Source organism: Thioclava sp. DLFJ4-1 (assembly GCF_002020145.1).
In the GTDB taxonomy this organism is placed as follows: domain Bacteria; phylum Pseudomonadota; class Alphaproteobacteria; order Rhodobacterales; family Rhodobacteraceae; genus Thioclava; species Thioclava sediminum.
This window is the reverse complement of record NZ_MPZT01000004.1, coordinates 159,256-181,460: the sequence shown is the minus strand read 5'-3', so window position 1 is coordinate 181,460 and position 22,205 is coordinate 159,256. Positions and strand designations below refer to the sequence as shown.

The 22,205-nt window shown below is 66.5% G+C and carries 22 protein-coding genes and 1 riboswitch; of the genes, 8 read left to right on the top strand and 14 right to left on the bottom strand.

The features are described 5' to 3' along the window. The first annotated feature begins 51 nt into the window (after window positions 1-51). The gene (locus BMI85_RS13800) at window positions 52-1,182 is read left to right on the top strand and encodes an S-(hydroxymethyl)glutathione dehydrogenase/class III alcohol dehydrogenase (RefSeq protein ID WP_078547837.1); all 1,131 of its coding nucleotides are present in this window, start codon (window positions 52-54) and stop codon (window positions 1,180-1,182) included. A gap of 133 nt (window positions 1,183-1,315) precedes the next feature. On the opposite strand, the gene BMI85_RS13795 is transcribed toward BMI85_RS13800, so the two are convergent. From BMI85_RS13795 to thiB, 3 genes are read right to left on the bottom strand one after another with little or no spacing between them, the layout of a single operon-like run. After that, window positions 1,316-2,011 (bottom strand): ATP-binding cassette domain-containing protein, encoded by a 696-nt coding sequence (locus BMI85_RS13795; protein WP_078601695.1) that lies wholly within the window; start codon window positions 2,009-2,011, stop codon window positions 1,316-1,318. Next, the gene (locus BMI85_RS13790; RefSeq protein ID WP_246832563.1) at window positions 1,995-3,512 is read right to left on the bottom strand and encodes a thiamine/thiamine pyrophosphate ABC transporter permease ThiP; all 1,518 of its coding nucleotides are present in this window, start codon (window positions 3,510-3,512) and stop codon (window positions 1,995-1,997) included. The genes BMI85_RS13795 and BMI85_RS13790 overlap by 17 nt, the downstream gene beginning before the upstream one ends. A 20-nt stretch (window positions 3,513-3,532) precedes the next feature. After that, complete coding sequence (gene thiB, locus BMI85_RS13785) at window positions 3,533-4,525, bottom strand: thiamine ABC transporter substrate binding subunit (protein WP_078601693.1); 993 nt, start codon at window positions 4,523-4,525, stop codon at window positions 3,533-3,535. Window positions 4,526-4,561: 36 nt separating this feature from the next. Next, window positions 4,562-4,666, bottom strand: a riboswitch (TPP riboswitch). A 173-nt stretch (window positions 4,667-4,839) separates the two neighbouring features. Here thiB and BMI85_RS13780 point away from each other — a divergent pair. Continuing rightward, window positions 4,840-6,444: a DUF4139 domain-containing protein gene (locus BMI85_RS13780; protein WP_078601692.1), complete on the top strand. Its 1,605-nt coding sequence runs from the start codon at window positions 4,840-4,842 to the stop codon at window positions 6,442-6,444. A gap of 29 nt (window positions 6,445-6,473) precedes the next feature. Here BMI85_RS13780 and BMI85_RS13775 read toward each other — a convergent pair whose 3' ends face one another. After that, window positions 6,474-7,184, bottom strand: coding sequence for a hypothetical protein (locus BMI85_RS13775; RefSeq protein ID WP_078601691.1), 711 nt, complete (start codon window positions 7,182-7,184; stop codon window positions 6,474-6,476). A 138-nt stretch (window positions 7,185-7,322) separates the two neighbouring features. Further along, window positions 7,323-7,973 (bottom strand): carbonic anhydrase, encoded by a 651-nt coding sequence (locus BMI85_RS13770; protein ID WP_078571997.1) that lies wholly within the window; start codon window positions 7,971-7,973, stop codon window positions 7,323-7,325. A 191-nt stretch (window positions 7,974-8,164) separates the two neighbouring features. Between BMI85_RS13770 and BMI85_RS13765 the strand changes: the two genes are divergently transcribed. The 3 genes from BMI85_RS13765 (at window position 8,165) to BMI85_RS13755 (ending at window position 10,860) form a co-directional block, all read left to right on the top strand. Next, complete coding sequence (locus BMI85_RS13765; RefSeq protein WP_078601690.1) at window positions 8,165-8,509, top strand: hypothetical protein; 345 nt, start codon at window positions 8,165-8,167, stop codon at window positions 8,507-8,509. An 87-nt stretch (window positions 8,510-8,596) separates the two neighbouring features. After that, complete coding sequence (locus tag BMI85_RS13760; RefSeq protein ID WP_246832562.1) at window positions 8,597-10,033, top strand: leucyl aminopeptidase family protein; 1,437 nt, start codon at window positions 8,597-8,599, stop codon at window positions 10,031-10,033. Beyond that, the gene (locus tag BMI85_RS13755) at window positions 10,030-10,860 is read left to right on the top strand and encodes an NlpC/P60 family protein (protein WP_078601689.1); all 831 of its coding nucleotides are present in this window, start codon (window positions 10,030-10,032) and stop codon (window positions 10,858-10,860) included. Before BMI85_RS13760 ends, BMI85_RS13755 begins: the two co-directional genes overlap by 4 nt. Before the next feature lie 237 nt (window positions 10,861-11,097). Here the strand turns inward: BMI85_RS13755 and BMI85_RS13750 are convergent, their stop codons facing one another. The 3 genes from BMI85_RS13750 to BMI85_RS13740 form a co-directional block, all read right to left on the bottom strand. Continuing rightward, entirely contained in the window at window positions 11,098-12,120 is a 1,023-nt protein-coding gene (locus BMI85_RS13750; RefSeq protein ID WP_078601688.1) for an aspartate-semialdehyde dehydrogenase, read from the bottom strand. 75 nt (window positions 12,121-12,195) lie between these two features. Further along, complete coding sequence (locus BMI85_RS13745; RefSeq protein ID WP_078601687.1) at window positions 12,196-12,810, bottom strand: glycosyltransferase family 29 protein; 615 nt, start codon at window positions 12,808-12,810, stop codon at window positions 12,196-12,198. Between the two features lie 9 nt (window positions 12,811-12,819). Beyond that, window positions 12,820-14,010 (bottom strand): MFS transporter, encoded by a 1,191-nt coding sequence (locus BMI85_RS13740; protein WP_078601686.1) that lies wholly within the window; start codon window positions 14,008-14,010, stop codon window positions 12,820-12,822. Window positions 14,011-14,183: 173 nt separating this feature from the next. On the opposite strand from BMI85_RS13740, the gene BMI85_RS13735 reads away from it, so the two are divergent. Together BMI85_RS13735 and BMI85_RS13730 are read left to right on the top strand one after the other, a co-directional pair. Next, a complete protein-coding gene (locus tag BMI85_RS13735; RefSeq protein WP_232621626.1) occupies window positions 14,184-14,525 on the top strand; it encodes a LysR family transcriptional regulator in 342 nt (113 codons plus the stop codon). 86 nt (window positions 14,526-14,611) lie between these two features. Continuing rightward, the gene (locus tag BMI85_RS13730) at window positions 14,612-15,076 is read left to right on the top strand and encodes a hypothetical protein (RefSeq protein WP_143595088.1); all 465 of its coding nucleotides are present in this window, start codon (window positions 14,612-14,614) and stop codon (window positions 15,074-15,076) included. 70 nt (window positions 15,077-15,146) lie between these two features. Here BMI85_RS13730 and BMI85_RS13725 read toward each other — a convergent pair whose 3' ends face one another. The 6 genes from BMI85_RS13725 to BMI85_RS13700 form a co-directional block, all read right to left on the bottom strand. Continuing rightward, window positions 15,147-15,611: an Hsp20 family protein gene (locus BMI85_RS13725; protein ID WP_078601684.1), complete on the bottom strand. Its 465-nt coding sequence runs from the start codon at window positions 15,609-15,611 to the stop codon at window positions 15,147-15,149. Window positions 15,612-15,764: 153 nt separating this feature from the next. Continuing rightward, window positions 15,765-16,658 (bottom strand): serine protease, encoded by an 894-nt coding sequence (locus BMI85_RS13720; protein ID WP_078601683.1) that lies wholly within the window; start codon window positions 16,656-16,658, stop codon window positions 15,765-15,767. Window positions 16,659-16,663: 5 nt separating this feature from the next. Beyond that, window positions 16,664-17,461: a S1 family peptidase gene (locus tag BMI85_RS13715; protein WP_078601682.1), complete on the bottom strand. Its 798-nt coding sequence runs from the start codon at window positions 17,459-17,461 to the stop codon at window positions 16,664-16,666. A 69-nt stretch (window positions 17,462-17,530) separates the two neighbouring features. Then, the gene (glcF, locus tag BMI85_RS13710) at window positions 17,531-18,808 is read right to left on the bottom strand and encodes a glycolate oxidase subunit GlcF (RefSeq protein WP_078601681.1); all 1,278 of its coding nucleotides are present in this window, start codon (window positions 18,806-18,808) and stop codon (window positions 17,531-17,533) included. Further along, the gene (locus BMI85_RS13705; RefSeq protein WP_078542781.1) at window positions 18,808-19,887 is read right to left on the bottom strand and encodes an FAD-binding protein; all 1,080 of its coding nucleotides are present in this window, start codon (window positions 19,885-19,887) and stop codon (window positions 18,808-18,810) included. Before BMI85_RS13705 ends, glcF begins: the two co-directional genes overlap by 1 nt. A gap of 87 nt (window positions 19,888-19,974) precedes the next feature. After that, a complete protein-coding gene (locus tag BMI85_RS13700; protein ID WP_078601680.1) occupies window positions 19,975-21,408 on the bottom strand; it encodes an FAD-linked oxidase C-terminal domain-containing protein in 1,434 nt (477 codons plus the stop codon). 84 nt (window positions 21,409-21,492) lie between these two features. Here BMI85_RS13700 and BMI85_RS13695 point away from each other — a divergent pair, with 84 nt between their 5' ends. Then, on the top strand, window positions 21,493-22,191 hold the full coding sequence (locus BMI85_RS13695; RefSeq protein ID WP_246832059.1) for a DUF599 domain-containing protein: 699 nt from the start codon (window positions 21,493-21,495) through the stop codon (window positions 22,189-22,191). Window positions 22,192-22,205: the final 14 nt, after the last annotated feature.

Sequence of the window (22,205 nt, the reverse complement as noted above, 5' to 3'; positions counted from 1 at the left end):
CCGCGCCGATAACGCAGGCTATTGCGGAATTTATACAAGGAGTATGCGCCCATGAGAACCCGTGCCGCAGTCGCGCTCGAGGCGGGAAAACCGCTCGAAATCATGGAAGTGGAGCTGGACGGCCCGAAAGCGGGCGAAGTGCTCGTCGAGATCAAGGCCACCGGCATCTGTCACACCGACGAATTCACCCGCTCGGGCGCTGACCCCGAGGGCATCTTCCCGACCATCCTCGGCCATGAGGGTGCGGGCGTCGTGCTCGAGGTTGGCGAAGGCGTCACCACGCTGAAGCCGGGCGATCACGTGATCCCGCTCTACACGCCGGAATGCCGCGAATGCCCGTCCTGCCTCTCGGGCAAGACGAACCTCTGCACCGCGATCCGCAACACCCAAGGTCAGGGCCTGATGCCCGACGGGACCACGCGCTTCAAAATGCTCGATGGCACGCCGATCTATCACTACATGGGCTGCTCGACCTTCGCGAACCACACGGTGATGCCCGAGATCGCGCTCGCCAAGGTCCGCGACGACGCGCCGTTCGAGAAGATCTGCTATATCGGCTGCGGCGTCACCACCGGCATCGGCGCAGTGATCAACACCGCTGGCGTCGAGATCGGCTCGACCGCCGCCGTGTTCGGCCTCGGCGGGATCGGTCTGAACGTGATTCAGGGCCTGCGCATGGCGGGTGCCGACATGATCATCGGCGTGGACCTGAATGACGGCAAAGAGGAAATGGCGCGCAAGTTCGGAATGACCCATTTCGTGAACCCGTCGAAATCGGACGTTCCGGTGGTGCAGCAGATCGTCAACCTGACCAAGACCGAGCGCGACCAGATCGGCGGCGTGGACTATTCCTTCGATGCCACGGGCAACGTGCAGGTGATGCGCGACGCACTGGAATGCTCGCATCGCGGCTGGGGCGTGTCGGTCATCATCGGCGTCGCACCCGCGGGGGCCGAGATCGGCACCCGCCCGTTCCAGCTCGTCACGGGCCGGACGTGGAAAGGCACCGCATTCGGCGGCGCCAAGGGTCGGACCGATGTGCCGAAATTCGTCGAGTGGTACATGAACGACAAGATCGAGATCGACTCGATGATCACCCACACGATGCCGCTCGAAGACATCAACAAGGCCTTCGACCTGATGCATGCGGGCGAGTCGATCCGCTCGGTCGTGATCTACTGACCCCAAGGCCGGGGGCGCTGCCCCCGGACCCCCGGGATATTTGAACCAAGGCGAAGACAAGGGAGTGATCTCCCCTTCGCTCTTGGTCAAATATCCCCGGGTGAATTCGCGCCAGCGAAGAGGGGCAGCGCCCCTAACTCCCCAGATAGTCTCGCAACGCAGGCGGCGGATCGTCGAGAAGCGGCCCTGTCTCTTGCGGCGCATGGGCGCGGCCCTCGGCCACCAGAACCGTCTGCGGACAAAGCGCACGCGCATCCTCGGGATCGTGGCTGACCATCAGCACCGTCGTGCCCTGTTCGCGCGCGATCTCGGCCACCAGCGCCAGCATCTCGGATTTCAGCGCGGGCCCCAGCGCCGCGAAAGGCTCGTCCAGCAGCAGGATCGGGCGGCCACGGAGCAGCGTCCGCGCGAGCCCCGCCCGGCTTTGCTGCCCGCCCGACAGCGCGCCGGGTTTGCGCCTCCCCATCCCCTCAAGGCCCACACGCGCCAGCGCGGTCTCGATCCGGGCGCGGTCGGTGGCGTCGATCTTGCCTTTCGGGTTCAGGCCAAGCGCGAGATTGGTCTCGAGCCGCAGATGCGGGAAGAGGTTCTGATCCTGAAACAGGATCGAGAGCGGGCGCTCCCCCGGCGGCATCGCGGTAATGTCCTCGCCCTGCCAGAGGATGCGGCCACTTGCGGGCGACAAGAACCCTGCGATGGCCGAAAGCAGTGTCGATTTCCCCGCGCCGGAGGGGCCGATCAGCGCGACGCGCGCACCCGTCTGGATGGTGAGATCGGCATCGAGGCGGAAATCGCCCTGTGTGAGGGTCAGTCTATCGAGGGTCAGCATAATGCCCCGCGCGGTCGAGCGCCCAGAAAAGCGCGAAGGTGAGGATCAGGAGCAGGCTCGCAGCGCCCGCTGCCTGATCCATGCGATAAGAGCCCATGAGCTGGAAAAGCGCCAGCGGCAGGGTGCGGGTCTGCCCGTCGGAGAACAGCGTGATGACGCCCAGATCGCCCATCGAGAAGGCCGCGGCCAGCCCCGCCGAGAAGCCCAGCGGCCGGGCAAGGCGCGGAACCGTCAGCAGGCGCAGCCGGGCAAAACCGCGCAGGTTCAGCGAGGCGGCGAGCCGGTCGTAATCAGCCTGAAGCGTGCGGATCTCGGGCATCAGGATGCGGGTCGCGAAAGGCACCGACAACGCGGCATTGGTCAGCAGCACCATCGGCAGGGCGAGGTCCGTGGGGTTCACGAAAGGCCGCGCGATCAGGAAAGCGCCGGTGCCCATCACGAGGCTCGACGCGGTCATCGGCAGCATCGCCGCGATCTCCGCCCAGCGTTGCCGCGTGGCGGCCAGCGCAAGCGGCAGGGCGATGGCAAGAGTGATCATCGTCGAGGCCAACGCGATCACCAGCGAGGTCAGCGTGGCGGGCCAGATCATCTCGGGCAGATCGGCCAGCGCAGGCAGCCCACGGGCGAAGACCGCCCCGATGGGGAGCAGCAGGAAGACGGCCGCCAGAAGGATCGCGAGCGTATCGAAGGCCACGCGATCCGCCCCGCCGGACAACTGCGGGATCGGCGTAGCGCGGCGGTCATGCCCCGCACCGAAGCTCGACGGCAGAGTGGCGCGCGCCGCGACCAGCAGGGCTGCGACCGAGATCGCGACCTGCACCAGCGCAAGGCTCGCCGCGCGACCCATGTCGAAATCGAAGCGGAAGGCCTGATAGATCGCCAGCTCCACCGTAGTCGCGCGCGGCCCGCCCCCTAAGGTCAGAGCGACCGCAAAGGAGGTCAGGCAGACGAGGAAGATCGCGAGAAACGCACCGGGCAGGACACTACGCAGCATCGGGCGTTCGAGGTGGCGGGTGACCTCGGCCGGGCCGAAGCCGAGGGTGGCCGCAAGGCGGAACCGCTCGGCCGGGATCGCCTCCCAACCGTGCAGGATCATCCGCGTGGCCAGCGGCAGGTTGAAGAAGACATGGGCGATGATGACGCCCTGCGCGCCATAGATCGAGATCGGATCGATGCCGAAGGGCGCGAGGGCCGCATTGACCAGCCCGCGCCGCCCGAACACCGCGATCAGCCCGAAGACGGCGACGATCACCGGCAGGATGAACGGCGCCCCGAGGAGCGAGATCAGCAGCCCCCGCCCCGCAAAGCGACGGCGATGTAGCGCCCGCGCGACCGGGATCGCCAGCACGCAGGAGATCAGCGCCGAGGCCGCCGCCTGCCAGAGCGTGAAGCGGATCGCGGCGAGGTCGGTCTCGCGCAGCCCCGTCAGCCCGCCCGCGCGGAGCGTCACCGCCGCCAACGTGCCAAGGACGAGCGCGGCCAAAGCCGCACCCGCCAGCATCGCCCAGAGGGGCGCGCGTTTTATCTGGAGAAGGCGCGTTGCCATTCGTCCAGCGCCGGACCGCGCAGTTTCTCGGCCTCGGTCTCACCCAGATAAAGCGTCTTGTCGGGCATCGGCAGGTTCTGGAACACCTCCGGCAGTTGATCCTTCGGCAGTTTCGCCGGGAAAGACCAGTTCGCCGTCGCGATCATGCCCTGAAAATCGGGGCTGAGCACGTAATCGAGGAACTTCTGCGCCAGCTCGGGATGCTTCGAGGTCTTGAGCTGCGCGACCAGTTCGGGGGTGAAGTAATGCCCCTCGGGGAAGATCGCCGCGACCTTGCTGTCATCCTCCTCGGCCATGATGTGATAGGCGGGCGAAGTGACGTAGCTGAGCACCATATCCGCCTCGCCATCGGTAAACATCCCGTACGCCTCGGACCAGCCCGGCGTCACGGTCAACACCTTCGGCGCGATCTTCGTCCAGGCCTCTTCGGCCTTGTCGCCGTAGATGTCCTTCACCCACAAGAGCAGCGACAGACCCGCAACCGAACTGCGCGGATCTTCAATGACGATCTTGTAGGCGTCATCGGGCGCATCGAGCAGGTCCTGGAAGCTCGCGGGTGGGTTTTTCAGCTTGGTCTTGTCATAGACGAAGGCCAGCTCCGACCAGTCGAAGGGTAGGAAGATCGGATCGTCCCATTTGACCGGCATGGTCAGATCGGAGGTGTCTTCGTTATGCGGGGCGAACAGGCCCGTGGCGCGCGCCTTCGCGGTCACGTCGGTGTTCAGACCGATCGCGATATCGGCTGAGGTCTTGTCGCCTTCGAGCAGGATCCGCGGCAGCACATCGCCCGCCACGAATTTCAGATCGCAATCGCAAGTCGCCTCGAACCCCTTCTCGATCGCGGGGCCGGGGCCCCATTCGCTCGTGAAATAATCGGGCGCATAGACGGTGAGTACGGGCTTGTCCTCGGCCGCCGCCATCGTGGCGATCAGGCTCAGGGCTCCCGCAAGCATCAGGTGGGTTTTCATGCCTCACTCCTTGGGCTTGCCGGGCGGAGTGGGGCCGGGAGATCCGGCTACCTTCCCTCCGCCGGTCTTAACCGGTTCAGGTTCAACGGGTTCGCGTGGATCGCATCTCAGCCGGATCGTCCGGCACCCCGAGGTAGGGCGCAACGTAAGCGCGCGCGGCTGCGGACGCAAGGGCAAGCAGGCACAGTGTCCCTGCCCCGCGCACGGACGCTCTGGCGAGTTCCCGCCAGTGGCGACCCGCGCCGGATTTCAATGGCTTGCAACTGCGCGCGGCGCGACGCAGGCTCGATCTAGAACGGATTTGGGAGGAACCGATGCGCATTACCCTCACGGCGGCCCTGCTGGCCGCGACCGCCCTGCCCGCCTTGGCCGACACGATCGAGGCACCGGGTAAGATCACGGCCGTGACGCTCTTTCCGCAAGGCGCGCAGGTGGTGCGGCAGGTGACGCTGGACGCCCCCGAGGGCAGCCATGACCTGCTGGTGCCGGGCTTTCCCGAAGGCACCGACATCTCGACGCTGCGCGTGTCGGGCGACGGTGTGCAGATCGGCGCGGTGAGCCTGCTCTCCGGGCGCGCGCCTGCGATCAGCGGGCAGGACAGCGCCGCAGTGAAATCTGCGCGCGATCGGTTGGCCTCGGCGCAAGAGGCGCTTGCGGAACAGGAAGACGCGGTGGCGGTGATCCGCGCCAAGGCGCAGGCCGCGCGCGACCAGATCACCTATCTCAAGAACACCGACTCGCAGGTAACCGCACCCGAACAGCTTCGCGCATTGGCACAGATGGTAGAGGATCAGATCCTCTCAGCAACGGAACGCGCAATTGCCGCCGAAGCCGAGGCGCGCCGCGCCGAAGCCGCGCTCGATCCCGCGAAAGAGACGGTGAAACAGGCACAGGCTGCGCTCGATGCGCTGCTGAACCCGGCGACGGATCGTGACGTGCTGAGCGCCAAGGTTCAGGGTTCGGGCACGCTGACCATCACCTCCTACGTCCAGAATGCGGGCTGGCAGCCCTCCTATGATCTACGGCTCGACCGCGACAAGGGTGCGGTGGACATGGAGCGGTTCGTCTCGGTCCATCAGGCGACGGGCGAGGATTGGCGCGGGGTCGACCTGACCCTCTCGACGGCACGTCCCGGCGGGCGGGCGGAGCCGGGCGAAGTCTATCCGCGGCTGGCCCGGATCGGTGATCCCGATGCGCCGCCCACGCCGGTGCCGATGAAGCGCTCCCTCGCCGCGTCCGATGGCGCTGCCTCTGCCCCGATGATGGAGGCGGCGATCAGCGACCGCGCCGATCTGCAGATGCAAGGCGAGACGGTGACCTATCATTACCCAAGCGCGGTGGACCTGCGCGACGGGGTGGACGATCTGCGCCTGAGCCTCGATTCCAAGACCCTTCCGATGGAGGTCTTCGCAGAGGCCGCGCCGCTGACCGATCCGCAGGCCTATCGCGTAGCCGAGGGCAAGAACGACACCGGCGAAATCCTGTTGCCCGGCCCCGCGAACCTCTATGCGGATGGGGCATTGGTCGGCCAGTCGCAACTGCCGATGGTGGCCGCAGGTGACGATCTGACGCTCGGTTTCGGACCGATCGAAGGCATCCGCGTGGACCGCCGCATGCCCGACACGATGGAGGGCGATAGCGGCTTCATCTCGAAATCGAACGAGCGCCGCGAGGTGGTCGAGATCGAGGTGAAGAACCTCACCGACAAAGGCTGGCCGATGCGGGTGATCGACCGTGTGCCCTATTCCGAACAGGAAGACCTGAAGATCACGACCAAGGCGACCCCGCCCGCAAGCGAGAGCGATTACGACCATCGCCGCGGCGTGCTCGCATGGCGCTTCGATCTGGGCGCAGGCGAGACCAAGACGATCCGCACCGAGACCACGCTCAGCTGGCCGACGGATCAGGTGCTGCGCTAAGGCAAGGCTGCGCGAACAGCCCCGCGCGTTCAGGCTGCGTTTCGCGGATCGGCCGCAGCGCGCAGTTTCGCGAGCAGTGCCGGTGACAGGCGCAAAAACCCGCGCGCGGGAGGTTCGGCCTTCGCTGCCTCGGGGGGCTGTGCCTCTGCATCGCTGGTCTTTTCTGTCGCCTCGGGCGCCCTCTCCTCCGGCGCGGCTTGCGGCCCCACTGCCTGCGCGGCCTGCGCTGCCGCATATTCGGCGGCAGCCGCCCGTGCCGTCGCGCCCTCCGCCACGGTCGCACCCTGCCCCGCCGTTGCTCCGACGATCTTGGTGCGCCCGCCATCGTCGCCCGGAAACGGCGCGCCGAAGCGCAGCACAAGCTCCGTCAGGCTCGGCCCGATTTCGTCGAGCAGCATCAGGAAGCGGTTGGTAGGCCATGCATGCAGCCCCAAAGCCCCGCCGCCTGCAAGCCGCAGAACGAAGCCCTCCCCCCGCAGCCGATGTTGCAGATCGAACCAGTCGCGCGCCTGATCCAGCGCCTCCTGCACCGCGTGCATTTCCGGCAACGGCGTTTTCGCAGCAGGCGCTTCGAGCGCTGCCTCCTCCGCCAGACCGTCCTGCAACACGCGCCGGATCAGCTCTGCCGGGGGCAGACCGAACGCACGCGCTTCCGCCGCGATGCGGTCGATCAGATCGAGCGGCAGGCGCAGAGACACAAGGCGATGCTGAGAATGGGAGCGGGATGCAGATTGTGACATGGCGGATCGAAGCTCGTTCGCATTGGCGGGGTCTCCCCAGCCTCGCGCATCGAGCTTAACAGCCCGTGAACACCAGTCGGATTTCCGCCGCAGCGGAGCCGTCGGCCCCGCGCGGGGGCCAACGGGAATGGCAAAGCCTCAGAACGTCTCGAACCGATCCGTGTCGGCGTCATACTGTTCGAGAACGCCTTCGCCGATGTCGTGGCGCAGCCCGTGCAGCGTCATCCGGTCGGCATCGAGCGCCTCGCGCACGAAGGGGAAGGTCATCAGGTTCTCGAGGCTGACTTTCACAGCCTCACGCTCGAGCGCCAGCACCTGCTGATCCTCGGGCAGCTCGCTCACGCGCTCGTAGCCGGGGCGCAGCAGGTTCAGCCAGGTGCCGACGAAGGAGCTTTTCTCCTCCAGCTCCGGCGCATGACCCGAGCACATCGCATGGCAGCCCGCGACACCGCCGCAATTGGAGTGACCCAGCACGATCAGATGCGCGACCTTCAGGCTGGTCACCGCATATTCGACCGCAGCCGAGGTGCCGTGGTGATCGCCATCGGGCGTGAATTCCGGCACGAGGTTCGCGATATTGCGGTGGATGAAGAACTCGCCCTGATCGGCGCCGAACATCGAGGTCACATGCACGCGGCTGTCACAGCAGGCGATGATCATCGAACGCGGGCGCTGCCCTTCGGAGGCGAGACGGCGATACCAGGCGCGGTTCTCGTCATAGGCGGTGGCGTGCCATCCTTGATATCGGCTCACAAGGTAGCTGGGCAGCGGTTTCACATGCTCTCTCATCGATCCCTCGTCTGGTGTCTTGCGTCTTATCGCTGCGTCAAATAGCGCGATGTGCGCCGGGTTTCGAGAAGATTTTCCGTATCGCTCAACGAAATCTTGAGACCTCTCGATCACGTTACCGCCCGGGTGATGGTGAAATCGAAGGGGGTGTCGGGGTGACACAGGTGTCTCGCTTGCGCTGCAAGGAAAAGATGTCGTTGGATACGGCGCGGCTGGTGGTGCTCTATGCGGAGCTGGGACAGGACGCGGCGGAGCGGGTGATCTGCGCCACGGTCGAAGATCTCGCTTTCCATCTCAGCGCGTTGGAAGAGGCCACGAAGTCGGGCCAATGCGGCAAGCTGCGCCGCGCGATCGTCGAGGTGATGGAGCTTGCCGAACAAGTCGGGCTGGTGTCGATGGTCAGCACGGCGCGCGACCTTCTGGACTGCCTCTCGGGCGGCGATGCGGTGGCGCAGGCGGCGGTGATGGCGCGGCTGGGCCGGATCGCGGAACGCTCGCTCACCGAGGTTTGGGACATCGGCAACCTGTCTTCCTGAGGCGTGAGCGATCGGCCCTTGCGGGCAGGCGCGGCAACGCTAGGCTCTGGGACGAAAGCAACCACCAGAGCCAAGGAGCCGCCCCCCATGAGCGCAGACAAGACCGCAAACGTGCCCGCCGACTTTTCCTTTCTCGCCCCGCGCCCCGCGATGCGCTTCGCCGAGGCGGGTGCGCCCGCGCGCGCGCTAATCGCCGTCGCACCCGAGGGGTTGGAGCAGGCTCTGGCCGATCTGCCTCCCGCGCAGCGCGCCTTCGTCGAGGCCACGGGGTTCAAGGCGAGCGCAGGTCAGGTCGCGCTTCTGCCTGGGCCGGATGGCGCGGAGGCGGCGCTGCTGGGTCTCGGGACTGATGCGGCACGGGCGCGCGAGCGGTTCTCGCTCACGCGGGCGGCCTCGGCCCTGCCCGAAGGCGCATGGCGGATCGAGGGCGACCTGTCTGAAGAGTTGAAGGCGGAAACGGCGCTCGGCTGGTTGCTCGCGGGCTATCGGTTCGGCCGCTATGCCGAAGCCACGCCGCCGAAAGCGCGGCTGGTCTGCCCGGAGGGCTTGGATGCCGCGCAGATCGAAGCCGTGGCCGAGGGCGAGGCTTTCACCCGTGACCTGATTAACACCCCCGCCTCCGATATGGGCCCGGACGAGCTGGAGGGCGCCGCTCGACTGCTCGCCGAGCGTCACAGCGCAGAGGCCAAGGTGATCAAGGGCGACGATCTTCTGACGCAGAACTTCCCGATGATCCACGCGGTGGGCCGCGCCTCCCCGCGCACGCCGCGGCTGATCGAGCTGAGCTGGGGCAGCGAAGGACCGGCGCTGACGCTGGTCGGCAAGGGCGTGTGCTTCGACACCGGCGGGCTGAACCTCAAGCCCGGCGCTTCGATGGGGCTGATGAAGAAGGATATGGGCGGCTCGGCCACCGTGTTGGGGCTTGCGCATATGATCATGGCGACCGGCGCGAAGCTGCGCCTGCGGGTGTTGGTCCCGGCGGTAGAGAACTCGGTCGGCGGCGACAGTTTCCGCCCCGGCGACATCCTGACCAGCCGCAAGGGGCTGACGGTCGAGATCAACAATACCGATGCCGAGGGGCGGCTGGTGCTGGCCGATGCGCTGGCCTATGCCGATGAAACCCCGCCCGATCTGATGATCTGCATGGCGACGCTGACGGGGGCGGCGCGGGTCGCTCTGGGGCCCGATATCCACCCGTTCTACACCGATGACGAGGGCGTCGCGCAGGCTTTGGCGACGGCCTCGGGCGCGGTGGCAGACCCGCTCTGGCGGATGCCGTTCTGGGCGCCCTACGAGGCGAAGATCGAGCCCGGCATCGCCGATCTCGACAACGCCCCCTCGGGCGGCATGGCGGGCTCGATCACCGCCGCGCTGTTCCTGCGCCGCTTCGTGACCCAGACCGAGCGTTTCGCCCATTTCGATATCTACGGCTGGCAACCCGCCGCCGCCCCCGCCCGCCCGAAAGGCGGGGCCGGCCAAGGCGCGCGGGCGATCCTCGCGGCCCTGCCCGAGGTGCTGAAATGACCGACCGTCGCCGCCTGCCCTATTCAGGCGAGATCGCGTTGGAGACCCTGCGCGGTCAGATCGAGGCGGAGGGTTTCACCCACGGGATGCCCGCGCGGATCGTCGTTCCCGTGACCGATCTCTGCCCAGAGCCGGGCAGCCTGCGTGACCGGCAGCTTCTTTTTGGCGCCGAGGTGACGGTGATCGACCAGCGCGACGGCTTCGCCTTCGTGCAGGCCGCATGGGACGGATATTGCGGCTGGGTCGCCGCCGATGCCTTTGGCACGCCCGAACCTGCCACCCATGTCGTCACTGCGCCGGCCACGCATGTCTATCGCGAGGCGGCGATCAAGCGCGGCGAAGTCATGCAGATCTCGATGGGCGCGCATCTGTCAGTGACCGGGGACGACGGAATGTTCGCCGTGACCGCCGAGGGCTTCGTGCCGCGCCAGCATCTGCGCGCTCTCGATCGGCCCGAGGACGATCCCGTCGCGGTGGCCGAGCGGCTGCTGGGCACACCCTATCTGTGGGGCGGCAACAGCCGTGCGGGGATCGACTGCTCGGGTCTGGTGCAGATCGGTTTCGCGCTGTGCGGGCAATCCGTGCCGGGCGACAGCGACCTGCAATGGGCGGAGATGGGCGAGGTGGTGCCGGAGGGCGCGCCGCTGCAGCGTGGCGACCTGCTGTTCTGGAAAGGCCATGTCGCGCTCGCCTGCAATGGCGAGAAGATGATCCATGCCAACGGTCATACGATGAGCGTGGCCTATGAGGGCATCGAGGCCGCCAAGGCGCGGATCGCGGCGGCGGGCGAAGGGCCGTATCTGGGGGTGAAGCGGGTCACGCGGTAAGGGACGCGCCCGAGCCTTGGGTGGGCGCTTCGATCCGCCTGTGGCCAGGCGCTTTATCTCGCAAGCCCGAGTGACGGTTATGCGCGCGAAGACATCGCCAATGCGCCCTCCCGGGGGGAGGGTCGGGCGCGGCCCGGGCTGGACGCCCGGGCAAACCCTCGTCTCAGAAAACACCGCCAAAAGAAAAACGCCCGATCTTCCGACCGGGCGTTTCCCAAATCCCAAAAGGCCGAACGCTCAGCCCTTCTTGAGCACGCGCTTGCCCAGCGTCTCGGCGATCTGCACCGCGTTCAGGGCCGCGCCCTTGCGCAGGTTATCCGACACGCACCAGATGTTCAGGCCGTTCTCGATGGTCGAGTCCTGACGGATGCGCGAGATGAAGGTGGCGAAATCGCCGACGCATTCGACCGGGGTGACGTAGCCGCCATCTTCGCGCTTGTCGACGACCATGATGCCGGGCGCTTCGCGCAGGATGTCGCGCGCTTCGTCCTCGTCGAGGAACTCCTCGAACTCGATGTTGATCGCTTCCGAGTGGCCCACGAAGACCGGCACGCGCACGCAGGTCGCGGTCAGCTTGATCGCCGGGTCAACGATCTTCTTGGTCTCGGCGACCATCTTCCACTCTTCCTTGGTGGACCCATCGTCGAGGAACACGTCGATATGCGGAATCACGTTGAACGCGATCTGCTTCGGATAGACCTTCGGCTCCACTTCCTGACCGGGGACATACATGCCCTTGGTCTGGTTCCAAAGCTCGTCGATCGCCTCTTTGCCCGAGCCCGACACCGACTGGTAGGTCGAGACGACGACGCGCTTGATCTTGGCGCGGTCATGCAGCGGCTTGAGCGCCACGACCATCTGCGCGGTCGAGCAGTTCGGGTTCGCGATGATGTTTTTCTTCGCGTAACCGTCGACGGCTTCCGGGTTCACCTCCGGCACGACCAGCGGCACGTCCGGGTCGTAGCGGTAGAGCGACGAGTTATCGATCACGATGCAGCCCTGCTTGGCGGCAATGGGCGCGTATTTCTTCGTGGCGTCCGAGCCGATCGCGAACAGCGCGATGTCGTAGCCGGTGAAGTCGAACCCATCGATATCTTTAGTCTTCAGGGTCTGATCGCCAAAGCTGACCTCTGTGCCGAGGCTCCGGCGCGACGCGAGCGGCACCAGTTCATCGACCGGGAACTGGCGCTCGGCCAGGATGTTCAGCATTTCGCGGCCCACGTTCCCCGTGGCGCCCGCAACGACGACTTTATAGCCCATGAGGACCTCCTTGCTCGAATAGAACGCGGCTTCCTACCGCTTTACGTCAGGAAATGAAAGGGGTTCGACGCCCCGTTAGTTCCGAATGATACGTGGATCGGAAGCAAGAAACCCGCCAACCATCTCCGCTTCCGCGGCGAAATCATGCGGCACCTTGTCGGCCGAGCGTCGTCCCGACAGCGAAAGCGAGGCGAAGAAATCGAAGCCGTAGAGGTCGAGCCGCGCCAGATCCGAGCGCAGGAGCATCTCGATCAGCATCGCGCCGGTCGTGGGTTGCGCGCCGAGCTTGAGCTTCAGCCCTTCGTAGTCGTCCAGCGGATGCAGGTAGAAACCGGGGCTCGTGGCGGTCTGCCAATCGAGCCGCTTGCGCTTATGGCTCATCCACAGGATGCGCGACGGCGCGATGCGGACACGCTCGGCCTCGGGAAGCGAGGTCGCAAGCGCGAGCCAGTCGGTGCGCGTGCCGTGGCTTGTCGCCGAGGGCATCGGCGCCCGGTTGATCCGGATCACCACGTCATGCGCGTCGATCTCCGCCCCCGCCTGCCCCTCGGCCAGTGCGCGGGCATTGCCGACAAGTGCGACGGATTTGCCCGCTATATCGCCCAGCAATGCCTTTTGCGAGACGGAGAGCGCGGCAAGCGGGGCCTCGCGCCGCAGCGTGCGATTGATCAGAAATCCGAGCCGGGTCATGCGATGGGTTTAGCTCATGCCATCGCCGCTGTCGCGGGCGAAAACGTAGAAAACCAGCCCGATCATCAGCGGCGCCAAGAAGAACGCGAACAGCAGCCCATAGGCCACCGCAGGCGTGTGCCCCACCGAGACCGCATCGAACACGGGGCGCGAAGCGAATTGCATCGCGGCAACCCCCATGATCGAGAACATGTTGTGCAGCGTCACTCCTCGGCCCGTCAGATGCGGCGGGTAGAAGGTACGGCCATGCGCCATGATCACCGGGAAGGACGCGCCGAAGAAGCCGATCGCCGCCAGAAGCACAGTCGCCAACCACAGCGACTGTCCCGGCAGCACGAAGAGCACCGCCAAGGCCACGGCGAGCACCGCGTTGCCGTAAAGCGCGACCCGCTTGTGGCTGCCGAAAATCTTGTCCGCCGGACCATAGGCGAAATTGCCCGCGATCATCGCGAGGCCCATCACCAGCGTCACCTTGCCGATCAGTTGCGCATCGGCTCCGAAGACATCGGCCAGATAGGAGCCCGCCCAGACGCCGCGGATCCCGGCGGCGGCGGTGTAATTCGCGACCGTCAGCGGCAGCAGCACCCAGAAGCCCGGCAGGCGCAGCACATCGAGTGCGGTGCCCCGACGGCCTGCAGGCTGCTCCACCCGCTCGGGGTCGCGCGCGAGCCACAGGATCAGCGCCGCCACCAGCAGCGTCAGCGCCGAGAGCGCCCAAAGCGTCGGACGCCAGCCGAAAGCCTCGATGGAGGCCGCAAGCGGCGCCGCGCCTGCGAGATTGCCAAGGCTCCCCGCCCCGATCATCGAGGCCGCGAGCGTGCCGAACAGCGCCGGCTTGAAGCTGCGCGCGAAGATGAAATAGCTGCCCACCAGCACCGGCGCGCAGCCCGCCCCGATCAGGATCATCGCGATGTGGATCCCCATCGGCCCCTGCGCCATCGCGAAGACGGCAGCGCCCCCGCCCCCGCCAAGCGCCATAAGTACGCCCACGGTGCGGCGCGGCCCGATCCGGTCCAGCGCTTCGCCGATCGGGATCTGGATCAGCGCAAACGCCCCGTACCAAAGCCCCAGAGACACGGCGAGATCGCCTGGCGTCACACCGATTTCCTTGCCCAGAACGGGCGTCAGAACGGCGAGGCAAGTGCGGTAGAACTGGCTCAGAAGATAGGCGCCCACAAGCGAGGCGATCGAGATATACATGCGGGGGCTCCTTCGCGCGCACGCTCGCCCAAGGCGCGGGCAATGGCAAGAGCGCACGAGCCCTGTCGCATGCGCCCTCGCCCCCTTTCCTATTCGCCCCGCCCCCTTGTCTTGGCCCGTGCACAGGATCAGGATAAGGGACGCATGACGTGACGAGCGCGAGGGATGCCCGAATGGAACTGACCCGCCTGATGATGCGCCTCTATTTCGACAAGGCGATGCTGGGCCCCGGCAAGGTCCGGCTGCTGGAGGAAATCGCCGAACACGGCTCGATCTCGGCGGCGGGGCGCGCGATGAAGATGAGCTACAAACGTGCGTGGTCGCTGGTCGAAGAGATGAATGCGGGTTTCAAGTCGCCGCTGGTGGATCGCGCGCGCGGTGGCGCGAAGGGCGGCGGTGCGTCGCTGACCCCCGAGGGCGAAGCGGTCCTCGCAGCCTATCGGCGGTTGGAGGAGAAAGCCCGCGAGGCGGGCAGCGAAGAGATCGCCCTGATCGGCGCGATGGTCGCCGACTGAGGTCCCCAAGGTCCTTGCGCCGGATCAATGCGCCTATGGTCGGGACCACGCATCCTGCTGGCAGTCGCCAGTAACGGACCAAAACCATGACCGATCTTCCAAGAAAGATGGCCGCGCGCATCGCACCCCTCGGGCTCGCAGCCGCGCTTGCGGCCTGTATGCCGAGCGGCACCTCGGACGCCCAGACGCTCGCCTCGAAGGTGGAGACCCTGCGCGCCTATGACCTCGCCACGGTGGACGGCAAGGCGCCCGCGCGGGCGATCCGCTTCTATATCGGGGAGAATTCGCGCTTCGCCGTCTGCGGGCATTGCCTCTGCGTGACCGGAGTGATGTTCGCCCCCTACCCCGCGCTTGGCATCCGGCCGACATCGGCCTCGCCCACTTTCGCCTGCGAGCAGGAAACGCCGGAGTTCAAGGCAGATGCGGGCCTCGTGCAGCTGTTCTTCGACATGAAGCAGGCGCAGGTCGAAGGCGCGGCTGTCACCTTCACCGGCAGCGGCGACCATGTGATGGTGTTCCAGCGCGGCGGCACCGATCTCACGCCGCCCTGACCTGCCCCCAGACAGCAAAAAGCGCGGGAGTTACCCCCCGCGCCCGTCATTTTTACCGATCGTAGATGCCTCAGGCGTCGACCGTCTCGACCTGCTTGGCCTCCGACTTGGTCGGGCCTGCAATCTCGATCCGGCGCGGCTTCAGCGCCTCGGGTACTTCGCGGACGAGATCGAGATGGAGCATCCCGTCTTCATGGGTGGCCCCGGTGACCTTCACATGATCGGCCAGCGCGAAGCGGCGCTCGAAGGCGCGGGTCGCGATACCACGATGCAGGTAGGTGCGGCCGGAATCGTCTTCAGCCTTGCGACCGGTCACGATCAGCGCGCCGTCTTTCAGTTCGACGCTCAGCTCCTCCGACCCGAAGCCCGCAACGGCGATCGAGATGCGATAGGCATTCTCGTCGGTCTTCTCGATATTGTAGGGCGGATAGGTCGGCTGCGCGAGATCGCTGGTCAGCGCACGGTCCATCATATCAGCCACGCGGTCGAAGCCCACGGTGGCACGGTAAAGGGGCGAAAGATCAAAGTTTCGCATATCATCATCCTCTCTTGAGCGATGGTTATGAAACCCGCCCCTTTCCGGGGCCGGGCAGTTGGACGCCAGAACCCTCATCAGGCATTCCGGCACTCATAAATTTGGGAAATCTCTCGCGACGTTTCAAGAGGGGCGCCGCTTCGGGCCAAGCCCTTAGGGGCGCAGGAATTTCGCCCCGGTTGCGCCCCCGCCAGACAGGATGCGCGGCTGGCCCTGCGCGGGCAAAGTGCCCCGGATTTGCGGTGCGGCGGAGGCGCTGGGGCCAGCGCTGGGGGATACGGCGCGGATCACGCCCCGCCCCGAGCGCAGCGCGGATTTCAGCTGCGCGACGATCGCGGGCAATTCCATCCCATAGGCGCGCGAGACGCCATTCTTGCGCGAGCCCGAGGAGACCAGCGACACGATCTGCGCCCGCCCGCCCGCGGCCAGCCCCGAGCGGTCGAAAACCGGCGCGCCCGAGGAGCCATGGTCGACGTCGCAATCGAACCCGATCAACCCTTTCGCGCGACCGAACACGCTGCAGGCCTTTTGCCAGGACAGCGCATCGGCCCGGCCCTGCGCGTAAGACACCACCGACACTTCGGCCCCTGCGGCGGGCACATCGCCGACGCGAAAAGGTGCGGCGATCGAAGTCGGGATCGGCGCGGAGAGCTGCAGAAGGGCAACGTCATGGCGCACGGTGTCCACCGAGAGCGGGACAAACGGGTTATATTCCGGATCGACGACCATCGCGGCGACCGGGCGCGCGGCGATCTCCGCCCCGTCGGTTTGGGCTGCGGCAAAACCAAGCGTCGCCGGGTCTCGCGGCCCTTTGGCGCGCCGGTCGAAGATGCAATGGCCCGCCGTCAGCACCAGATCGGGCGCGATCAGAACGCCGGTGCAGTAGCCGTCAGCGCCGATGGTGACCTTGCCCACCGCCTCCCAGCCAAAAAGATCGGCGCGTTGCGACAGTCGGTCGAGCGCGGAATTGCGCGCCTCCTGCGCCTCGCCCATGCCACCCAGCAGAGCCAGAGCCACCACGCCGAAGATGATCCGCTTAACACCCATCGCGCTTATTTCGCCTTGATGAATTTTGCCCCGCCCGCGCGAATTTCGCGGGTGGTGGCGACGTTGTCGCGGCTCTCGATGGCCTGCCGCAGATCGGCGACCCCACTGGCCAGCGCCCCGATAGAGACCGGGCGCGCGCCCATCTCGGCCTTGGCGGAGACCACCGAGACGATCTCGGGGCGGCCATTGGCGAAGCTGAAAACCGGCGAGCCGGAGGCCCCGAAATCGGCCGAGCAGCTCATCACCACCGTCGCGCCCGCACGTTCCAGCACCGAACAATTGCGTTGCAGCGACGGCGCCTCCGAGCGGCCCTGCGCATAGGACAGAACGCCCACTTCCTCGCCGCGATAGGGCGCGCTGCGCGACACCTCAAAGGGCTGAAGCTGCGGCAGGCGGATCGGCTGCGCGAGCTTGATCAGCGCCAGATCGAATTCCGAACGCTTCACGCCCACCGGCCCGCCATAGTGATAGGAGGGGTGCAGCACCGCGCGCGACACTTTGCGATAGGCCTCGGCGCGGCCGTTGCGCCAGCCCGCACGAAACTCGATCTCGCGCGCATCGATCAGCGCGCCGCTGCGCTTGTCATAGAGGCAATGCCCCGCCGTCAGAACCAGATCGGGCGCGATCAGCGTGCCGGTGCAAAAGCTGCCATGGCCCAGATCGAGCCGCCCCACCGCCTGCCAGCCGCGCGTATCGTCGCCGGTCTCCAGCGCGCGCAAGGGCGTCGCATGGGTGATCGTCTCGGCCCGCGCCAGCACAGGCAGCGCGGTCAGACAGGCAAGAGCGAGAGCAAGAAGGCGCATCGGGGCTCCGAAGATTGCGGGGCGTTTTGCCTTTCGTAGCGCCCCGATGCGGCCAGATTGTGGCGTGGATCAGGCCTGCGCAAGCGCCGGCGGCTTCGGCCCGCCCGTAGCCCAGTCCAAAAGTTCGACAGTGTGGACAACGGGCACCTCGGTGCCGCCGCCGATCTGCACCATGCAGCCGATATTGCCCGCCGCGATCACCTCGGGCTGCTTCGCCTCGAGCGTCGCCACCTTGCGCTTCTTCAGCTCGTCGGAAATCTCGGGCTGCAGCAGGTTATAGGTGCCCGCCGAGCCGCAGCACAGATGGCTGTCGGCAGGCTCGACCACCTCGAAGCCAGCACGTTTCAGCAGGTCCTTCGGCGCGGATTTGATCTGCTGGCCGTGCTGGAGCGAACAGGCCGCGTGATAGGCGACACGCATCCCGCCCTTACCCTCGGGCAGACCGATCTTCACAAGGAACTCCGACACATCGCAGGCCAGACCCGCAACCTTCGCCGCCTCCTCGGCCATCGGATCGTTGCGGAACATATGGCCGTAATCCTTCACCGTCGTGCCGCAGCCCGAGGTGTTGATGATCACCGCATCCAGATCGCCCTCGCTCAGATAGGCGCGGATGTTGCGCGCGGCCTGCGAATGGCTCTCGTCCTCGCGGCCCATGTGATGCGACAGCGCCCCGCAGCAGCCCAGGTTCTTCGGGATCACCACCTCGCAGCCCAGCCGCCGCAGCAGCCGGATCGTCGCGTCGTTGATATCGGTGTTGAGCGCCCGCTGCGCGCAGCCGATCTGCAGCGCCACGCGGTATTTCTTCTCGCCGATCGGCGCGAAGACCTGCGCGTCATCGTTGCGGCTGACCGGCGGGATGGTCTTGGGCGCCATGCCCACCATCGCGCGTAAACGCTTGTCCGGCAGCAGCCCCGCGAAGGGTTTCGCCAGTTTCGCCCCGCCCATCGCCAGACGGAAGCGGCCCGGATAGGGCACGATCTTCGCCAGCGTCCAGCGCAGCAACCGATCCATCATCGGGCGCTTGTAGGTTTTCTCGACATGGGCGCGGGCATGGTCGATCAGATGCATGTAATGTACGCCCGAGGGGCAGGTCGTCATGCACGCCAGACAGCTCAGACAACGATCGAGATGCTTGACCGTCTTCTCATCCGCGGGCCGGTCGTTCTCCAGCATATCCTTGATCAGGTAGATGCGCCCGCGCGGGCTGTCCAACTCGTCGCCCAGCACCTGATAGGAGGGGCAGGTCGCGGTGCAGAACCCGCAATGGACGCAGGCGCGCAGGATCTCGTTGGAGCGCGCGACGCCGGGATCTTTCAGCTGTTCGGGCGAAAAATTCGTCTGCATCAGCCCATCCTTCCGGGGTTCAGAATACCTTTGGGGTCGAATTGCGCACGCAGCGCGGTGGTCAGCGTGGCGATCGGCGCGGGTTCGGGCTCGAAGGTCACGCCCGCCGCGCCGCGCATGCAGGTCGCGTGGCCGGTATAGAGCGAGGCCAACGCACGGGCGTCGCTGCCTTCGGGCAGAAGCGCCCAGATCAGCCCGCCACCCCAGTCGAGCAGCACCTCGCCACCCAGACGCGCGACGATCTCGGAGGCCTCCGACGGCTTCACCGAAAGCCGCCACAGATCGCCGTCCTTGCCGATAAACGGCTCCAGATCGCGCAGGCTTTGCCAGATCGCGGCCGAGCCCTCTTCCTCGACCCGCACCGGGCCGAAAGGCTCCATCAGTTTGCGCAACTGCTCCGCCCGGTAGGCGACGGATTCGGCCAGCCCCTCGACCCGCACCACCGCACCGTGACCGGGCAGCCAGCCCGCACCGGACACGTCGTAGGGCGAGCCCAAAGCCGCCGCCAGAGCCACCTGCGCGGCCCCTGCGGGCAAGTCGATCACAACCGTCGCCTGAGACGGGGCTGCTGGCAGCAGCTTGAAGGCCACCTCGCTCATCACCCCGAGCGTGCCCCAGCTTCCGGCCATCAGCTTAACCAGATCGTAGCCGGTGACGTTCTTCATCACCCGGCCACCGTTCTTCACGATCTGCCCGCGCCCGTCGACGAAACGCGTCCCGATCAGGCTGTCGCGACAGGCCCCAGCCTGCACCCGACGCGGCCCCGAGACGTTCGCCGCCACGACACCGCCCACGGTGCTCGTACCCGGCACACCCAGAACCGGCCCCCAATTCGCGGGCTCGAAGGGCAGGCGCTGGCCCTCGGCAGCAATCGCCGCCTCGACTTCGGCCAAGGGCGTCCCCGCGCCCACGACCAGCGTCAGCGCGCCCGGCTCATAGAGCGTGATGCCCGAAATCCCGACTTCCAGCGGCTCACCCAGACACCGGCCCACAGGCCGCGTACCGCCTCCGCGCACCGCCAGCGCGCCACCCGCATCCCGGACGGCCTCGGCCAGCTGCGCCTCGCTCTCAACTCTCATGAAATCTGCCTTCCTCTTGGCAAAAATATCCCGGGGGCTCGCGTCAGCGAGCGGGGCAGCGCCCCTCCCGGCCCTCAGCTCGCGCCGTCAGCTCGCACGGCGGCTCGCGCTCGCGCCCAGCGGGAACACCTTCGCCGGGTTCAAAAGCCATTTCGGATCGAACACGTCCTTCACCCGCATCTGCGCTTCAAGATCGGCGGGCTCGAACTGCACATCCATCAGGTCGCGCTTCTCGATCCCCACGCCATGCTCGCCGGTCAGGCAGCCGCCCGCCTCGACGCAGAGCTTCAGAATCTCGGCGCCCAGCTTTTCGCATTGCTCCTGCTGGCCCGGCTCGTTGGCATTATACAGGATCAGCGGGTGCATATTGCCGTCGCCCGCATGGAAGACATTTGCGACGTCCAGCCCGTAATCCTTCGACAGCTCGCCGATCCGGCGCAGCACGAAGGGCAGCTCCGAGACCGGGATCGTCCCGTCGAGGCACATGTAATCGTTGATCTGCCCCATCGCGCCGAAAGCGGATTTCCGGCCCAGCCAGATCCGCGCGGCCTCGTCGGCCGATTGCGCCTCACGGAACTCGACCGGCTCGTGACGGGTCGCGATCTGGCGGATCATGCCGATCTGCTCGTCGATCTCGGCCGGGCTGCCCTCGCATTCGACGATCAGCAGCGCCTCGCAATCGGGATAGCCCGCGTGGCAGAAGGCCTCTGTCGCGACGATGCAGGGGCGGTCCATGAACTCGATCGCGACCGGCAGGATGCCCGCCTTGATGATATCGGCGACACAGGCGCCCGCGACCTCGTTCGAGTTGAACCCGATCAGCACGGGGCGCGCGCCTTCGGGCTTGGGCAGAATCTTCAGCGTGGCTTCGGTGACGACACCCAGCTGCCCCTCCGAGCCGCAGATCAGACCCAGCAGATCGAGCCCGCCCGCGTCCAGATAAGGGCCGCCGACTTCGACCACCTCGCCCTCCATCGTGACCAGCGTTACACCGAGCAGGTTATTCGTCGTCACCCCGTATTTCAGGCAATGCGCGCCGCCGGAATTCATCGCGATATTGCCCGAGATCGCGCAGGCCAGCTGCGACGAGGGATCAGGGGCGTAGAACCAGCCGTCGCTTTCCACCGCCCCGGTCACCGAGAGGTTCGTGCGCCCCGCCTCGACCCGGATGAAGCGGTTGGTGTAATCGGTCTCGAGCACGGCATTCATCCGCGCGAGGCCCAGCACCACCGAATCCGCCTGCGGCATCGACCCGCCCGCAAGCGAGGTGCCCGCGCCGCGCGGCACCACCGGCACGCCCAGCTCGTGGCAGGCCTTCAGCGCCGCCGCGACCTCCGCCGTCGAGCGCGGCAGAACCACGCCCAGCGGCTGGCAGCGATAGGCCGAAAGCGCATCGCACTCATAAGCACGCGTCTCGCTCGGATCGTCGATCACCGCATCCGCGGGCAGAACCTCACGCAGGCGGGCGATGATCTGCGGCTTGCGCGCCAGCAGATCCTCCTTCGGCTTGGGCATTTCCATGGCAAACTCCTCCCGGTTGGTCAGAAAATATAACCAATAAGCCCCGGTGACAAGAGAAGCCGCATCGCGCTAACTGTCGATATGATGACAACGTTTCATATCGGCCCGCTGGGGCCGCTCGACCTCGCGGCCCTCGCCCTTCTGGTCGCCTGCTGGATGGGGATCGGCTGGACGACCGAGCATCCGAGCGCCGCCCGCCCCTCGATGGGTAAGCTGATGGAGAGTTACCGTCGCGAATGGATGCGCCAGCTTGTGACGCGCCAGCCGCGGATCTTCGATTCGGCGATGGTGGACGGGCTGCGACAATCGACGACCTTCTTCGCCTCCTCCTCGCTGATCGCCATCGGCGCCGGGCTGGCGCTGATCGCGAATCCGCAGCCGCTCGCGAATCTCGCCGATGATTTCGACATCGCGCGCGGCCCCGATCTGCTCTGGGAGGCGCGCATCCTCACGGCCGTTCTGTTCGGCGCGAACGCATTCCTGAAATTCGTCTGGTCGCACCGGCTGTTTTCCTATGCCGCGATTGCGATGGCGGCGGTGCCCAACGAGCCAGAGGACCCGCTGGCCTATCCGCGCGCCGAGCAGGCGGCGCAGGTGAACATCAACGCCGCGAAAAGCTTCAATCGCGGGCTGCGCTCGGTCTATTTCGCGCTGGCGACGCTGGCGTGGCTGCTTGGGCCCTATGCGCTCATTGCGGCGACGCTGTTCACGACGGGGATGCTCTGGCGGCGCGAATTCGCCTCGGACTCGCGCCAAGCTCTGCTGCAAGACATTCCGGAGTGAGCTCCGCTTCATAG

Excerpts from the sequence above, each read along its gene's own strand:
- BMI85_RS13700 (WP_078601680.1), bottom strand. The coding sequence starts at position 21,408 with ATGGAAATGCCCAAGCCGAAGGAGGATCTGCTGGCGCGCAAGCCGCAG.
- thiB (WP_078601693.1), bottom strand. The coding sequence starts at position 4,525 with ATGAAAACCCACCTGATGCTTGCGGGAGCCCTGAGCCTGATCGCCACG.
- BMI85_RS13775 (WP_078601691.1), bottom strand. The coding sequence starts at position 7,184 with ATGTCACAATCTGCATCCCGCTCCCATTCTCAGCATCGCCTTGTGTCT.
- BMI85_RS13800 (WP_078547837.1), top strand. The coding sequence starts at position 52 with ATGAGAACCCGTGCCGCAGTCGCGCTCGAGGCGGGAAAACCGCTCGAA.
- BMI85_RS13770 (WP_078571997.1), bottom strand. The coding sequence starts at position 7,973 with ATGAGAGAGCATGTGAAACCGCTGCCCAGCTACCTTGTGAGCCGATAT.
- BMI85_RS13695 (WP_246832059.1), top strand. The coding sequence starts at position 21,493 with ATGACAACGTTTCATATCGGCCCGCTGGGGCCGCTCGACCTCGCGGCC.
- BMI85_RS13720 (WP_078601683.1), bottom strand. The coding sequence starts at position 16,658 with ATGGGTGTTAAGCGGATCATCTTCGGCGTGGTGGCTCTGGCTCTGCTG.
- BMI85_RS13790 (WP_246832563.1), bottom strand. The coding sequence starts at position 3,512 with ATGCTGGCGGGTGCGGCTTTGGCCGCGCTCGTCCTTGGCACGTTGGCG.
- BMI85_RS13780 (WP_078601692.1), top strand. The coding sequence starts at position 4,840 with ATGCGCATTACCCTCACGGCGGCCCTGCTGGCCGCGACCGCCCTGCCC.
- glcF (WP_078601681.1), bottom strand. The coding sequence starts at position 18,808 with ATGCAGACGAATTTTTCGCCCGAACAGCTGAAAGATCCCGGCGTCGCG.
- BMI85_RS13740 (WP_078601686.1), bottom strand. The coding sequence starts at position 14,010 with ATGTATATCTCGATCGCCTCGCTTGTGGGCGCCTATCTTCTGAGCCAG.
- BMI85_RS13760 (WP_246832562.1), top strand. The coding sequence starts at position 8,597 with ATGAGCGCAGACAAGACCGCAAACGTGCCCGCCGACTTTTCCTTTCTC.
- BMI85_RS13795 (WP_078601695.1), bottom strand. The coding sequence starts at position 2,011 with ATGCTGACCCTCGATAGACTGACCCTCACACAGGGCGATTTCCGCCTC.
- BMI85_RS13765 (WP_078601690.1), top strand. The coding sequence starts at position 8,165 with ATGTCGTTGGATACGGCGCGGCTGGTGGTGCTCTATGCGGAGCTGGGA.
- BMI85_RS13735 (WP_232621626.1), top strand. The coding sequence starts at position 14,184 with ATGGAACTGACCCGCCTGATGATGCGCCTCTATTTCGACAAGGCGATG.
- BMI85_RS13725 (WP_078601684.1), bottom strand. The coding sequence starts at position 15,611 with ATGCGAAACTTTGATCTTTCGCCCCTTTACCGTGCCACCGTGGGCTTC.
- BMI85_RS13730 (WP_143595088.1), top strand. The coding sequence starts at position 14,612 with ATGACCGATCTTCCAAGAAAGATGGCCGCGCGCATCGCACCCCTCGGG.
- BMI85_RS13715 (WP_078601682.1), bottom strand. The coding sequence starts at position 17,461 with ATGCGCCTTCTTGCTCTCGCTCTTGCCTGTCTGACCGCGCTGCCTGTG.
- BMI85_RS13755 (WP_078601689.1), top strand. The coding sequence starts at position 10,030 with ATGACCGACCGTCGCCGCCTGCCCTATTCAGGCGAGATCGCGTTGGAG.
- BMI85_RS13750 (WP_078601688.1), bottom strand. The coding sequence starts at position 12,120 with ATGGGCTATAAAGTCGTCGTTGCGGGCGCCACGGGGAACGTGGGCCGC.
- BMI85_RS13745 (WP_078601687.1), bottom strand. The coding sequence starts at position 12,810 with ATGACCCGGCTCGGATTTCTGATCAATCGCACGCTGCGGCGCGAGGCC.
- BMI85_RS13705 (WP_078542781.1), bottom strand. The coding sequence starts at position 19,887 with ATGAGAGTTGAGAGCGAGGCGCAGCTGGCCGAGGCCGTCCGGGATGCG.